The following is a 14504-nucleotide window of genomic DNA, read 5'->3' as shown; positions in this document are numbered from 1 at the left end:
ACTGTGCTTGTGCTCATATTTGCTTTGTTGATGTTGATTGCCAGTTATTTGTATAAATCCGTAAGTTTTGTTCTATGTTTAATTCGATTGTTCCATTTTCTTAAAACTTCAGGTTCAAATTGAAACCAAAGCTTCTCGTAGTGGGCAATTGCAAACTTTCCAAACCTTGGGCATTTCCTGTATTAAAAGCTGTTTCCGGATCAATATTGGGGGCATTCTTATGAATAATCCACAAATTACGACCTACTAAAGAGAAAGATGCTCCCTGAAAACCAATTTTGGAAATCCAGCGATTAGGTAATTGGTAGCCTAATTTTACTTCGCGTAATTTGACATAAGACGCATCGAATACATTTGCTTCATTGGTTCTGTATAACGTTTTATAATATTGTTGTGCCGAAACAACTTTTGTGTTTTCTGAGCCATCTGCATTAACACCATCTGCAATAATACCGTCATCGTATGTTATACCGTTCACGGTATAGCTTAAGCCACCATGTTCAGCATCTCTTCCAGGAAGGGTAGAGGCTAATACCCCTGTGCCTGTACCTGTGGCATTCGTGCCAGAATACAGTTTTCCACCATGTTTGATGTCGATCAAAAAGCTCAGATCAAAATCTTTGTAACGGAATTGATTGGTAATTCCACCTAACCAGTTCGGTGTAAATTTTCCAAAATAATGGTTGACAGGGTCAGTAGCAGGTGTCCCATCTGCATTGACAATAATACGTCCAGCTTCATTTCTTAAAAATCCGGTTCCGTAGAGAGTTCCATAAGGTTTTCCAACTGCAGCCAAAACCTGCACCGTTCCCGAAGAACCGATCGTATAGCTTTGTAGTAACCCAGCATCGTCTAATTCTACCACTTTACTTTTATTTGTAGCAAAATTTACATTGATGTCCCATTGAAAATCCTGTTTCTTTATCGGGGTAACTCCAAGTTGAATTTCCAACCCTTTATTGTTGATTTTTCCGGCGTTGACAAGTTGTTTTTTGTAACCAGTTGAAGGGCTCACATCGACGCTTAGGATTTGATTGATACTATTGATATTATATAAACTTAGATCCAAACGTACCCGACTTTTGAGGAATGCCAACTCGGTACCTAATTCAGTAGAGGTTGTTGTTTCCGGTTTTAAATCTGGATTTTTCTTGATGTCATTGACTGATAATTGTGGACTATTTCCGTAAGGAGCACTAAAAAGATAAGAATCGATCAAGTTGAACGGATCGGTATCTTTACCTACTTTAGACCATCCTCCACGTAATTTCCAAAAAGAGAGTACATTGCTTTGAATGGAGAAAGCATCTGTCAGTACGATACTTGCGTTTGCTGATGGGTAGAAATAAGATAGATTGTCAACTGGTAGGGTTGAAGACCAATCATTACGTGCCGTCAAATTCAAAAAGGCATAATTTTTATAACCCAATTGCGCGGAAGAAAAAATGCTGTAGGCTTTCAACGGACTATATTCACCTGTTGAAATCAAAGCATCTCTCGAGTTTGCCAGTGTATATACATCTGGCACTGCCAAACGCGGTGCCTTCTGGTTATTCCTTTGTCGGGACTGGCTTCGTATGTTTCCGCCCCCTAGGATATCCAATGTGAAGTCATTGGAAAGGGGACGGTTATAATTCAGCGTAAACTCTGTGTTATTTTCATTTACTGTGTATGCGTCCTCTTCGTAAGATCCATACGGCGTACCATTCGTGCCATATGCGATCCTAATTTTGCGACGATCCGTATAATAATCGTTACCCGTACGGAAGTTTGCCGTCAAATACTTATTGATTTTATAGTTTAAACCAATATTGCCAAAAATGCGGTCGCGTTGCTGCTGAACCGTATTCTCTTCCGCAATGAAATAAGGGTTGCTATAATAACTATTGTTCCAATTGACTAGACTGCCGTTAGCATCTCGATAATTTTTTAGACGCGAAACATCCACTTGTCTTCCAAACCACGTAAATTGTAACATGTAACCATTAGAACGGAAACCACCTACACCAGGTAAATTACCAGAATTCGTACGCACATAGTTTGCATTGGCAGTAAGCGTTAGATCATCTGTGATTTTATAACGGGTATTGATATTGAAATTATTTTTTTCAATGGAAGAATTGGGAATAATCCCCGTTTGATTGCTGTTATTATAGGAGAAACGGTAATCAATCTTCTCAGTCGCATCGGCAATTGAAATGCCATTATTTAAGGTTCTTCCCGTGCCAAAGAAACTCCTGACGTTATCCGGGTGTGCTACGAATGGCACGGCTTCACCATTGGAATAAAACTGAGGAATCAGTCTGCCGTCCATCTTTGGGCCCCAGCTTTCGTCCACACCATCATTGATACCCCCGCCCTTGCCATCTACATAGCTGAATTTTCCATCGGCACCCTGTCCAAAAACATTTTGATAATCGGGTAAAACGGAGAGTCGTTCGATTGTATTATTTGAATTGATGTTTATTCCAAGTCCTTTGCGTTTTTTTCCAGATTTTGTCGTAATCAAAATTACCCCAGCAGCAGCCCTTGAACCATATAATGCAGCAGCATTGGGCCCCTTTAGTACACTGATCGATTCAATATCTTCACTGTTGATGTCTGAGATTGCATTGGCATAATCCCGATTACCGCTCGTACCCAACTGGGAATTATCAACGGGGGTTCCGTCGATCACAAATAGTGGCTGATTATTTCCTGCAATTGATGTTTCTCCACGGATAATAATCCGGGAAGACCCCATATTACCTTGACTATTTGTGACTTGAACACCTGCAACCTTTCCAGCAAGTGAGTTGACTAAATTACTTTCTTTTGCTTCGGAAAGATCCTTTCCTTTCAGCTCCTGAATAGAATATCCCAATGTCTTTTTTTCTTTCGAGATATTCAATGCCGTCACAACAACTTCGTCCAGTTGAGAAGTCGTTGGCAGAAGTTGAACCGTGGTGAAACCTGTGGTATTGGTTTGAACAGTCTTAGTTTCAAAGCCAATATATTGAATGCTGATGTTAAGTGAGCTTCCGGTCGAAGGGAACTCAAATAGTCCATTTGCATCTGTTTGAACCTGTTTTTTACTGTTTGTTTCGGTAACTGTAGCCCCTTGAATAGGATTGTTATTGTTGTCGACTACCTTTCCTTTTATAGTGGTTTGTGCGTATAGTGCGCCAGTACTAAGACAAAGCGCGGCCATTACGACAAAATTTATGTTGTTTTTTGCCATACTAATTATAATAGTGAGTTTATTGTTTGAGTTGGGTTATAGGAGATATTTGAAATTTACCTGTAAAAACATCCCCTTAGGACATTCGTTTTTTAAGGATATTATCTGTATGTTGTTTCATGTGTTAAAAAATGTTAATGCAAATATATAAAATCTACCTGATAACTATACTTTGTTTTTTTGTTTTTTGTAATTTTTGAGTCAGAATGATGAGATGCCATCGTTATAGGAAAGGAGTAGCTGAGTTATCAAGTTTTTTTTCCGGAACACCTTCTTGTGTTATTTGCAATATGTTGCCTATCAGGATATTGATTGGTAGGTGCGAATCGTAAACGATAACGCACGGATTGTAAACCCTTGTATTTTCGAATAAGAAAGGGCAATGTTCTTGTGTCTCCATGATAGTAAATTAAAACGTTAACACGATGATTATTTTTGGCACAAGAACAAAAGTTTTAGCTAATAAATCGCAATCGGCAATCGGAAACTGCGATTATTGTGGCACAGTTCAATCCCTTTTTGCATACAGGCAAATTAAATATTTCCATGTTTTTTGGATACCCATATTTCCATATGCCTCGGAGGTTATTGCCATTTGTACGCATTGCAAAAAGTTGAGTTACCAACGTGAAATCAACCCACAAACACTTCATGCCATATCTTCGGGAGCTATCCGTAAAACACCTTTTGGATATTTTGCGGGCTTAGTTCTGATTGGGCTTTTTGTATCTGCTATTGTTATAGCAGGAATTTACGGTGCAAAAAAGAAGGAAAAATACCTGAAAGATCCAAAGGTTGGTGATGTGTATGAGGTTTCCTATACAAAAGATGGAAAAACGATGCGTACGCTTTACCGTATCGCCAATTTAACGACCGACTCTGTTACCTTTGACCTAAACGATTATGAAGCGGATAGCCGAAAGGGGCTACGCAAATTGCGCGAGCAACATGCAGACAGCTATTCTGAAAAGCAACGTTTATCACGTGCTGAACTTGAAGAAATGAAAAGTAAGATATCGAATATTGAAAGATTGTAATGATCATTTTTATTGTTGTTATAAACAAGGTTCAGCTCTTTACCTGATCTATTTCTTTGTTTTGATAATATTAAATTTATGGATGTAGCCCAACATAAAATATTGTTTCAATGTAAGTGAATTCCCAAAATATGTTACGTTTCCTTGACTGCCCCAATAATTTTGGGTATTCTAATTCAATATGTCAAAACCGGTCAGTTTTAGCTGTGAATTATTTTTAAAGGTATAATAGACTGACGCATTTAGGATATGGTAGTTTTTTCTGCCGCTTAATCCACTGGCCCGGTTATCTAAGGAGTATGTTGATTCCAGCGAAAATCCGTGGATCGGATTAATATTCAATCCTGCACCAATTTTACGGATTGAATAGGTCGATTCAATAAAGTCGGGGTTATCTTTTACCGAATTTATGTTCTTGTTCCAAGAATAGGTATACTGTGGTGATATCGTCACTAGGTTTTTCCACGTCGCGGAAAATTGTTGGCTGGCATTGATCCCTATATTGGTCCCTTTATTATCAACATCATTGATGGAACTATAATTTTCATAGGTATAGATATTGTTGTTTTGCGATAGATAGAATGACCAATTTTTACTGGCTTTTAGGTTGTATCTCAGGTAAGTATAGGCACTATAGTTATATTTTGAGCCAGCGAGAAACATCTGGGTGGTCATTTTTCCTGTATTGTTGTTTCGCCAGCTACGGGACCCGATGCTGTTATTGACATAATTGATATTTCCATTTACATTAAACTGCAATTTCGAGGTATACTTATAGTATGATATACTGACATTCTGTTTTTCGATATTGTTGAATATAAAGGATGTCTTTCGTGTATATAACGGATTTAAATCCAAGACGAGCTGCTGAATTCCATAGAGCTCGGGGGACTCGAGATCTTTATACCAGCCGAGGTTTAGATCTTTATAACGGATATTAATGTTGGGCAACCAGTAGCCTAAAGATGATTTCTCGACAGAGTTGATTTTAAGTAAATCAAAATGATTTGCCTTTACTTGATAGGCTGTTCCAAATTTTACGTTAAAATCTTTGGTCGGTCTCCAGTAAAATATAATACCCGTAATATAATCCTGGTATTTGTAACGATAGCTATTTTCGTAAGGAGCTGCATGCATTTCTCCAGTGCTGTCGCGGTTGATATATACACTTTCCTGTGGTCCTTGGCGGTTAGTAACATAGGTGAAGTAGTAGTCAAAGTTTAGTTTTTTAATTATTTTATTATAATAGGCTGCACTGAAATATAGGTTGTTGGAATTATTTTGTGTTCGGTTTTTATACCATAAACTAGTCCGCGGCTTAGCTGTGTCATATATATTGGTATTTTGGAAGGAGGTATCGGTCTTTTCATTTGTATTGATGGAAATCGTATTTCTAAAAGATACGATATGATTTTTATTGAGTTGTTTTTCGATATAGAATCCATGTGAATAGTTCAGGGTATTTTCCTTATTTCCGCCCGTACCTGTTGCGTCATTTAGTTTTTTGAGATCCGTATAGGAGCGGTTCATTCCGAAGGTTGAATTGTTTTTTGAATTGATACCCAAATTCGGTGTAAATTCAAAATAGGCTGTTGTATCCATGCGATGTCGGAGGAGGGTTTTGAGATTATGCCCTACAGATTTCTCCTGTTGCTGGTAATCGGATGCTGAATATTGTTTTTCCTGATCGTATAAAGAGATTTGATTGCCGGTATTTTGATTTTCGGATTTATTATATTTCAGCATGTACATGATGTTCAACTTGGTCTTCTTTCCCCAGTCATTGTTGAGATTAAAGCCCAAGCCAATATCGTTGGCCTTACCCGAATAGTTCCTACCTCCAAAATTATCAAATCCATAATTTTCGGCACGTCCAAGTCCAGCTTCTTGGTTCAATTCATTGTAATCAAAACTTTGGCGGTTAATGTTATTTCCGAAACCGAGGAAACTCAGCTGTAGTGTGTCCTTAAATGTATTGAATAAACCACCGGCCTCATACCTGCTCCTTGTACCTGCACTACCATAAAGTTTACCAAAACTGGCCTTGAGAAAATCTTTCTTAAATTTTAGGTTAATCGTAATCGGCAGTTTATCGTCGTCTTCGTTACCTTTTTTTGTTTCGCCCTTATCACGGTACACCTGTACTGTTTTGATAAGAGAAGCATCCAAATTTCGTGTGGCAATACGTACGTCACTCGAAAAGAAATCCTTGTCGTTTACTTTTACTTTTGAAACTTCCTTTCCTTGATAGTAAATAGAACCATCCATATTGACTTGCAGACCAGGTAGTTCTTTGAGCAATTCCTCGACGTTGGCATTGGGGCGAGTCTTAAAGAAATTAGTATTATATTCTAAGGTGTCTTTATTCATCCGTACGGGGGGAACAATATTGACGACTACTTCATCGAGGCTTTTCGAGTCGAGCTTTAAGTGAGCGAAATCATAATTTTCTCCGTTAGGTATAGTAAATTCCTTACGAAAAGGATTTGCATTGACATGTGAAATAAAAAGCGTTAATGCGGTCCCTGTGGGAATTTTAACAAATTCAAATTTACCTTTTGTGTCAGTAAGGAGGTAGGAAACTACGGAAGAGTCTTTTGAATTGAGAATCGTTACAGTTGCTTTTTCTAATGGTTCCGCATTTTGAGAAAATACAGTCCCAAGAACTTTGCCCTTCGATTGACCTAGAACTATATTTGTGGTGAGTAATAAAATTAAAAATAAGTAAATTTTCATAAAATTAAGTACGCATATCTTGGCTATATTGGTGATTAAAATGATTTTATGTAAACCATTTTAATACTATATTAAAGAAATGAAAATTATACTATAAATGAAAATTTATTTATAAGACAATCGATTGCGGATTCTATTTATTACAATTTTTTAAGATTATGTGTCTGCAAAACAACCTATTTACAATGAGCCTATTGGACTTAACTATATAGACAGCATTTCAATAAACATCTTGAAGAAACGTATAGCAATAAAAAAGGGCATCCAATAGATCGGATACCCTGATGGCATAATTAGTCGATGTTGATTTTGTAAATAGCTTCTGCTTCTTTGTCATCAAATTGGCGCATTTGTGTGATCAGTTTCTTTTTCATCAGTTTGACGACACTTTGATAGGCAGGATCTTTGTAGACATTATGGAGTTCATTGGGGTCCTTTTGAAGGTCAAAGAGTTCCCAATTTTCGATTCGTTTATAATAGCGGATCAATTTATAACGGTCATCACGAACACCAAAATGGGGGCTCACGGCATGTTCTCCATTTTCAAAATAATGATAGAAAAGATCTTTTCGATGTTCCTCTTTGTTATTTTTCAGGACATGTACAAAAGATTCACCTTGCATGTCTTTCGGTTTTTTGATAGCAGCTAACTCCAATAACGTGGGAGCGATATCAGCGTTAACAATTTTAGCGTTTATGGTTGAGTTTGCGCGTAATAGGGCTGGGTACCGCATGACCATTGGGGTACGAAAAGATTCCTCATACATCCAACGTTTGTCGAACCAACCATGCTCGCCCATATAAAAACCTTGGTCTGAAAGATAGATTACAATTGTATTTTCACTGAGTGATTTTTGATCCAGATAATCTAGTACTTTTCCTATATTGCGGTCCATAGATTGGGCAGTATTGAGATAATCAATCATATAACGTCTGAACTTCCATTCTGCAAGTTGCTTGCCCGTCAAATTACCTTGCTTTAGTTGTTCATAAATGGGCCGGTAATAGGCGATATAGCTATCCTTTTGAGCTTGGTCCATCCGCTTGAAGTTACCGTCGGCCATCATGTCTTCCAACGAATTGAACATTTTGAGATCGTAGCCCATTTTCATGTCCTTGTCAATGGACATTTCCTGCAATGCTGCTGCCGACCTACTTTGGTAATTGTCGTAGAAAGTAGCGGGTAAGGTGAAATTTACAGTATCGTAGGTGCCGAAGTCCTTTGGATCTGGCATCCAGGTACGGTGTGTGGCTTTATGACCGATGACTAGACAAAATGGCTTATCAGCGTCTACCGTATCGAGCCAATCAATAGCTTTTTCGGTTACGATATCAGATACATACCCTTCAGTGCGTTTGCGACCCTCTTTGCTGATAAAATCTGGATTAAAATAGGTTCCCTGCCCAACAAGAATGTCATAATAGTTGAAACCCTGCAGTTTGTCACCTAAGTGAATTTTACCCACCCAAGCGGTATTGTAACCTACGTTTTGGAGCTGTTTCACAAAAAGATCCTGACTAAAGTCGAATTCAGAAGTTTCATTGTCTTTGAATCCATTTTTATGGCTGTATTTACCCGTTAATAATGTCGCTCTGGATGGCCCGCAGATGGAATTGTTGACGAAGGCATTTTTAAATAGCGCACCCTGAGCAGCGATGCGGTCTATTTGTGGTGTTTTCCCATATTTCGAACCATAGGCACCAATTGCTTGATAGGCATGATCATCGGAAATAATGATGATGATATTAGGCTTTTTTTGTGCAGAAGCATTTTTATAGAGAAGTGTTGCGATTACGGCAAATAAAAAGATCCTGAGTTTCATTGTGTTTTGGTTTAAATTGAATGTATCAAGCTTTTTTAAGCTATGCTATTGAAAATAGTGTAAATTTCACGATGGTGATAACGCTGACTAAGATAATGATTATTATGTATTACATAAAATAATTAAGTGATTGAATTTACTTTTTCATATCATTGTCTCTATGTATTTTTGAAGCGGATTAAAATGAAAATAAAAGAGAGATAAGATCTTTTTTTATACTACAATTATGGGATTTAAGTTATTATTTAAGGGTATACTTTTAGGAGCTTTAGTAGGTGCTTGGAGTCTAAAAGCGTTGTGTCAAGAGGCAAAATCGCCAATAATGGGTTGGAGCAGCTGGAATAGCTTTCGGATCCATATTAATGAAAAGTTGATTCGGGAGCAGGCAGATGCCATGGTCGCGACTGGCTTGCACGATGCGGGATACAGTTATATCAATGTAGATGACGGGTATTTCGGGGGGCGTGACCAAGCGGGAAAACTTTACGAAGACCGTTCAAAATTTCCCAATGGAATGCGGGCGCTAGCTGATTACATTCATTCCAAGGGTTTAAAAGCTGGATTGTATTCGGAAGGTGGAAAAAATACCTGTGGTTCTATCTGGGACAAAGATCCAAAAGGTATCGGGGTAGGAATGTATGGTCATGAAGACCAAGATGCGCAGTTATTTTTTAAAGAGTGGAATTTTGATTTCATCAAAGTGGATTGGTGTGGTGGATTGGAAATGAAACTGGATGATCGCGAGCAATATACAAAGATTATAACAGCAGTGAGGAAGGTTCGTCCAGATGTAGGTTTTAATCTTTGCCGCTGGCAATTTCCAGGGGAATGGGCAATTAAACAAGTGGATTCCTGGCGTATTTCACAAGATATACAACCAAATTTTGCTTCAGTGTTGCATATTATTGATCTCAATTGTAATCTTTATCCTTATAGCTCTCCAGGTCATTATAACGATATGGATATGCTTCAAGTGGGCAATGGAATGACTCATGAAGAAGATAAAACACATTTTTCAATGTGGTGTATGTTAAATTCACCTTTGATGGCCGGAAATGATCTGCGTAAAATTTCAAAAGAGACACTCGCTATATTGACGAACAAAGAAATGATCGCGCTAAATCAGGGTAAGGCTTTTAAGCAAGCACAAGCTGTGTTTAAAGCGAGTGAGGTAGAAGTATGGAAAAAAGACCTAGCTGATCCAAAGCGTAAAGCACTTGCAATACTTAATAGATCAGACAAGGAAACGATGTTTAAACTGGATACTAAAGCGCTGAATTTGTCCCCAAAAAGTCGTTTCAGAGATTTATGGCTTCATCGCGATGGGGGAAAACTTGGCCAAAATAGAAAGTTTATTCTTCCTCCGCATGGAATCATTGTACTGTTGCTGTCTGAATAACAAAGTGTCAAATTGTACGATAACCAAGTAAAAGGATCAAGTGGAGACCCTTTAAAGAAAAAGCCCAATCATATGATTGGGCTTTTTTATAGTGTTGTGAATCGATCTCGTAAAAGGGATTATCCAACAGATTTCTTATATAAAAACAGTCGCTGATAATGATTGTCAAGATGCTTGCGCATGGCATTTCGAAAAACCTCGGCATTGCCCACCTTTAATATATCAACTAGGCCTCGGTGTGAGATGAAGCTTTTCGATGAACTGGGACTAGTTAGTAAGCCGCTGCTATGCACATACTGAAAAACTGGTAACAACATGTTCTGAAAATCTTTGAGAATTGTATTTCCTGTGATTTCATAGAGCTTACCGTGAAAGGCAATTTCAGTTTCAATATCGAAAATTGTATTATCTGCATCTATAGGTTCCTTAGCAACGATCGCTTCCAGCTCCTCAATGTCTTTTTCCTGTATATGTTCAAAAAGGATATCCGCCATACCCACCTCAAGCACCATACGCATTTCAAAAAGATCCTGTAAGGTCTTGTTTTCCATGATAGTAGGATAAAGTGATTTGCGTAGGGGCTTTATAAGATCTGGACTTGTTAAAACAGCTCCGCGATGTTTTTTTGATTCGATCAATCCAACCATACGCAACCGCAACATGGCTTCGCGAACTACTGTACGACTTACACCAAGGGTTTCGGCCAATTCAATTTCCTTAGGTAAAGCATCTCCAACCTTTAAGCCTTGATTGACAAAAAGATTGATGATTTCTTTTTCCGCACGATCTACTAGTGAAGAGGTATCAATTGTATTAAGATGTTCTATCAGCGAAGAATTCGGTTCCATATATATTACATATAACGCATTAGGCGCATTAAGACAAAGATAATTAATAAAAGCGATTAATATGTTATACATAATTTAATTAAAATTTGTTTTTTACATTTTGTTATTTATATATTTGTATATATGTAATACTTAATACAAACCAATATGTATTCAAACCTAAAATTACGAACCCTTCTCACCCTATCCGTTTTGATGGGTAATATGCTCTTAGCGCAGGCGCAAAATCATGCGGTGCGGGGAAAAATTACCGATGCAAAGACAGGGGAATTGCTAGGCAATGTGACTGTAAAAATCAAAGGATCCAACCAATCTTTGCAGGCAAATACCGATGGGACTTTCTCAATCAGTACTAATCCCAATACTATTTTAGTGATCACGTCTACAGGGTATAGACCATATGAAGTAAAAGTTGGGCAATTAAATCAACTGGATATCAAACTCGAGTCCAAGGTTGAGCAAATGGATGAAGTTGTGGTGGTGGGATATGGAAAAATGAAAAAGTCGAATTTAACGGGATCTGTAAGTAGCTTGGATAAAAAAGTGCTTGAAACTGGAGTTCGTTCGAATCCAGCTTCTGCTTTGGCGGGTACGATACCGGGTATTCGAGTCCAGCAAACTTCAGGGAGACCGGGAGCAGTACCCACAGTTGTGCTTCGAGGTGGAACTACTTATGGCGGCGGTGGTACACCATTGGTCATTGTTGATGGGTTGATTAGAAATGGATTTAATGACATTAATCAAAATGATATCGAATCGATAGATGTCTTAAAGGATGCTTCTGCTACAGCTATTTATGGTGCTAGAGCTGCAAACGGTGTGATATTGATTACCACAAAAAGGGGAAAAGAAGGTGTTTCCAATATTACATTGTCGTCTAAAGTTGGTGTCAATAAATTGAACAACCCTTTTGATTTCCTGAGTGCCAGAGATTATTTAAACTGGAGTAGAAAAGGTGTTCAGGTATCGGGGCAATATCAATCGTCCCAGTTGAATCAATTGACGAGTGTGGGGCCCTTTGGTACGGGGAATAAATATAAGGATGATAAGGGAAATATCTTAGATGGCAATCTTACGAGCAATGCAGTGTGGAGTACCATGTTGCTTGATGATACCAATCGTGAATTGTTGCAACAGGGATGGCAGACTATGATTGATCCTGTAACAGGAAAAGAACTAATTTTTAAGGATTTTGACTATGCTAAATACGCACTTCGTGATGCTAGTTTGACGCAAGATTACAATATCGCATTGCAAGGTGGGAACGATAAAGGTAAATATTATGGAAGCGTGGGGAAATATAATGAGAAAGGGATGCCAATCAATACTTTTTATGATCGTACAACTTTTGTATTGAATGGTGAATATAAAGTTAAGCCTTGGCTACATTCATTATCAGGTGTGAATTTCGCGTATACAAAATGGCGTGACGCTATTAACGGAGAAGGAAACTATATGACGCGGGCATTGGGGGCTCCTCCAACAATGCGTGGTACGAACGCCAATGGTGATCTACTCGTTGGTCGTGATTATCAAGATGGGAATCCTGTGGTAAATGACGATAAGTTCATTCGTAAAAACCTAAATCAGAAGCTTACGCTTACCCAAGCTTTTACAATTAATTTTTTAGAGAACCTTAGCTTACATGTAAGTGGTAACTGGTTTTTCAACCAATCTACTTCGGAGTCCTTTAATAGAGACTATCTAGCCAGCCCAGGAAATTATGTTCGCACAAGAAATTCCTCGGCTTCCTATGATAAAATATATAATCAAACCTATAATGCCGTTTTAAATTACAGAACTGAAATCGCGAGTTCGCATCATATCGACGCTATGTTGGGTTCTGAATTTTTTGATACTTATAACAATGGATTTACAGCGGCTGGAAGTGGGGCTCCCACAGACGACTTTATGGATCTTGGATTAACGAGTCCAGATGCCAATAAAAGAAGTATCGATTCATACCATGATCGACAACGTATCATGTCCTATTTTGGACGCGTAAACTATGACTATAAAGAAAAATACCTTTTGACATTGACTGCACGTAGAGATGGTTATTCGACATTGCTAAATAATCGATGGGGAACCTTTCCTGGAGTTTCAATCGGTTGGGCACTACATCATGAAGATTTCTTGAAGGATTATTTAGGGACTGATAAAATTGTAAATACGTTAAAATTACGCGCTAGTTATGGGGGAAATGGTAATGTCAGTGGAATCGGATCTTATATACTTCAAGGTTCATATGGCACAAACAAGTATGATGGGCAAGTGGGGTACACAATGTCTACGCTTTCAATTCCAAACCTCAAATGGGAAAGTCTGATTACAAAAGAAGTAGGACTTGAATCCAGAATCTTAAATAAGATTGATTTGAGTCTTGCCTATTATCATCGAACAACTAAAGATAAGATCGCAAGCCTATCATTACCAGCTTCAGCCGGTTTTACCACAATTACGACCAACAATGGCGATATGCAGAATCAGGGAGTCGAGATTGGGGTGAATTATCAAATTCTACGGAGAAAAGACTGGGATTTGAGCTTTAACTGGAATACGGCCTACAATAAAAACAAAATCTTAAAACTACCATTTAATGGTGTTGAAAATAACAGGCAAGGCGGTTTACAGGTTTATGATCCAAAATCCAAAGAACTCGTTTGGGTAGGGGGTAATCAGGAGGGACAAGACCCGAATGTTGCTTATGCTTATGAAGCCATCGGGATCATTCGGACAAAAGAACAGTTGGATAGCTATGCCTTGCAATTGAAGGATCTGATCGGTGCACGTACATTGGTACATCCTGATGTCTATAATGCGATGTCCAGCAGTGAGAAGAATTTATACTATCCATTAGCTTTAGGCGATGTTATGTGGAAGGATGTAAATGGGGATGGTATAATCAATTCTTATGATAGGGTGTATATGGGAAATACAGTACCGAGATGGACGGGCGGTTTTGGGGCTGCTTTACGCTGGAAGAATATTAGTTTGAGTACCCGTTTTGATTATGCATTGGGATATGTTGCTTATGATGGACCGAGAGCTTGGTTTCTTGGAATGATGCAGGGAACATTCAATACGACAACAAGTGTATTTGATACATGGACACCTGAAAATCCAAATGCAAAATATCCGACTTATTATTGGGCTGATCAATTATTTAAAAATAACACCAGTCGGGAAAGTAGTATGTTTTATAATAAGGGGAATTATCTGGCATTTAGAGAGATCAATGTGTTTTATCGATTGCCAAAATCCATTGCTAACCGATTAAAAATGGAAGATTTAAGCATCTCCGCGACAGGCCAAAATTTACACTATTGGTCAAAAAATACGTTGTTCTCCCCTGAAAGTGGAAGTGTTGGACAAAATGGCGGTGGGTACCCTCTTCCTAAAACATTTATACTTGGGCTTCAATTAACATTTTAATTCCAA

Annotated in this window: 7 protein-coding genes; 3 read left to right on the top strand and 4 right to left on the bottom strand. The window is 38.2% G+C overall.

What is annotated here, in order from left to right; translation table 11 throughout:
- Window positions 1-100 precede the first annotated feature (100 nt).
- A complete protein-coding gene (locus HS960_RS15795; RefSeq protein WP_182330002.1) occupies window positions 101-3220 on the bottom strand; it encodes a SusC/RagA family TonB-linked outer membrane protein in 3120 nt (1039 codons plus the stop codon).
- A 425-nt stretch (window positions 3221-3645) separates the two neighbouring features.
- On the opposite strand from HS960_RS15795, the gene HS960_RS15790 reads away from it, so the two are divergent.
- The gene (locus HS960_RS15790) at window positions 3646-4257 is read left to right on the top strand and encodes a zinc ribbon domain-containing protein (RefSeq protein ID WP_153847924.1); all 612 of its coding nucleotides are present in this window, start codon (window positions 3646-3648) and stop codon (window positions 4255-4257) included.
- Between the two features lie 171 nt (window positions 4258-4428).
- Here the strand turns inward: HS960_RS15790 and HS960_RS15785 are convergent, their stop codons facing one another.
- The gene (locus HS960_RS15785) at window positions 4429-6993 is read right to left on the bottom strand and encodes a carboxypeptidase-like regulatory domain-containing protein (protein WP_228280044.1); all 2565 of its coding nucleotides are present in this window, start codon (window positions 6991-6993) and stop codon (window positions 4429-4431) included.
- 293 nt (window positions 6994-7286) lie between these two features.
- Entirely contained in the window at window positions 7287-8816 is a 1530-nt protein-coding gene (locus HS960_RS15780; protein ID WP_153846508.1) for a sulfatase family protein, read from the bottom strand.
- A 226-nt stretch (window positions 8817-9042) separates the two neighbouring features.
- Here HS960_RS15780 and HS960_RS15775 point away from each other — a divergent pair, with 226 nt between their 5' ends.
- The gene (locus HS960_RS15775; protein WP_182330000.1) at window positions 9043-10215 is read left to right on the top strand and encodes a glycoside hydrolase family 27 protein; all 1173 of its coding nucleotides are present in this window, start codon (window positions 9043-9045) and stop codon (window positions 10213-10215) included.
- Window positions 10216-10334: 119 nt separating this feature from the next.
- On the opposite strand, the gene HS960_RS15770 is transcribed toward HS960_RS15775, so the two are convergent.
- Entirely contained in the window at window positions 10335-11063 is a 729-nt protein-coding gene (locus tag HS960_RS15770) for a FadR/GntR family transcriptional regulator (protein WP_120335314.1), read from the bottom strand.
- Window positions 11064-11210: 147 nt separating this feature from the next.
- Here HS960_RS15770 and HS960_RS15765 point away from each other — a divergent pair, with 147 nt between their 5' ends.
- Window positions 11211-14498, top strand: coding sequence for a SusC/RagA family TonB-linked outer membrane protein (locus HS960_RS15765; RefSeq protein ID WP_182329998.1), 3288 nt, complete (start codon window positions 11211-11213; stop codon window positions 14496-14498).
- Window positions 14499-14504 lie beyond the last annotated feature (6 nt).

The organism is Sphingobacterium paramultivorum, from assembly GCF_014109745.1.
Lineage (GTDB): Bacteria > Bacteroidota > Bacteroidia > Sphingobacteriales > Sphingobacteriaceae > Sphingobacterium > Sphingobacterium paramultivorum.
This window is presented reverse-complemented; position numbering and strand designations above follow the sequence as displayed.